Source organism: Pseudoflavonifractor capillosus (genome assembly GCF_016899775.1).
In the GTDB taxonomy this organism is placed as follows: domain Bacteria; phylum Bacillota; class Clostridia; order Oscillospirales; family Oscillospiraceae; genus Lawsonibacter.
In genome coordinates, this window is sequence record NZ_JACJJE010000130.1 from 1 (window position 1) to 1,518 (window position 1,518).

At 55.8% G+C, this 1,518-nt stretch carries 2 protein-coding genes; both read right to left on the reverse strand.

Translation table 11 applies throughout. From position 1 onward, the window contains the following. Nucleotides 1-794, reverse strand: a 794-nt coding sequence (locus H6B31_RS16590; RefSeq protein ID WP_204899510.1) for a tyrosine-type recombinase/integrase, incomplete at its 3' end; no start/stop codon positions are given. 465 nt (nt 795-1,259) lie between these two features. After that, the coding region (locus H6B31_RS16595; RefSeq protein ID WP_204899511.1) for a hypothetical protein at nt 1,260-1,518 on the reverse strand (259 nt) is incomplete at its 5' end.

The window sequence follows — 1,518 nt, forward strand, 5'->3', positions numbered from 1 at the left end:
TAGGCGTTTTTTGTTTTCAGGGGAGCCTCCGCCACCTCGCCGTTGATTCTTGCTATTTGCCGTTTAACCCGGAGGTCGCCCCGCTCCAAATCAAGGTCCTCCCACTTCAGGCCTAACAGTTCCCCTCGCCGCAGGCCGGTGGCCAGCTCCACGTAGTAGAGCTCGAATACACCGCTCTCTTTCGCCTCCCGCAGGAAGGAAGTCAGCTGTTCCACTGGGAGGGTTTTCATCTCCCTGTGCTCCACCTTGGGCAGGGCGCATCCGTCCGTGGGGTCTGTGACGATGAGCTTCTGTTCTTTGGCCAGCTTCATGGCCGAGGCAATGATCTGGTGCAGGTTCCGCACCGTCTTGGGGCTCAGGCCCTTGCTCTGTTTCTTGCTCTCGATCCGCTCCACTCTGCCGCTGCTGAGCAGCTTCTTGTAGAATTTCTGTAAATCCAGAGAGGATAACTTTCCGAGGGGGATTTTCCCGATATTCGGCTTGATGTGGTTGTCGATGTACCCCCGGTAGGTCTGGTGGGAGGAAGGCCGAACCTTTACCTTGGCGTAGTTCTCGAACCAGATGTCCATCCACTCGCCTATTGTGTACTGCTTCGATCTTACCGGGTCGACATGCTTTGCCTCCTCAATAGCCTGCTTCAGCTTGGCCCTGGCCTCCGCCTGGGTTCTTCCCAGAACGTTCCGGTAAATGGCCTTCCCCGTCTCCGGGTCGTGACCGGCGGTATACCGGCCCTCCCAGCGGCCGTCCTTCCGTTTCCGAAGATTGCCCTCCCCGTTGGCTCTGCGTTTTGCCATGTTGTGCCGCCTCCTTTGCAACGACACACAATACCACAGAAATGGGAAATAGCCAGGGCTGTGGAGCAGAGTTATCAAACAATTCACACTTTTTGCGGCGTTTTTTCCTTGTCTACGGCATTTCAGTTTCCAGCTCTGGGCGAAATTTTCTCTCTTTGTTTAGGCGGCGCAATTTTTGAGATACCCGAGGTATCGCTGTGTACAGCGCCGGTAAAAAAGCCGGGAACTCTTTGGAACCGCTGGATTTTTTCAAACCTTCGACCACCTAAAATTCAAAAAACGGTTGCAGCGACCACCTGGCACGGCGCTGAGGCGAAATCCCGCAATCCCTTGACACGCCCCGCTCTGCGGGGCGTTGTGACCGGGAGGTGGGCGCTTTGCGACCACCTCCCTTTATCCTCGTACTAAATTCGAACGCCCCTGGTCCCAGCGAAACAGCCATAACCAAGGGCGGAAGAATCATGTTCAGAGAGAAAAAATCCGGCGCTGAAATGGAAAATATGGCAGCCCTTTGGACATCCGTTTTCTGGTCTCGTCCTTCGCCTGCAAGGGCCCCTCAGCGGCGACATCCTGGTTTGCTGGGACCACCGGTGCCCTGTATCCAATCGTCTCACACAGGGCGGCACAGGGGCAGCACGGCGGGATTTCTTTTCTTGGTGTGTAAAGGCACCGCAGCATTTTCTTTCTCTGCAGATAAAGTGGGTCCGGGCTTCCGCCCGGAAAT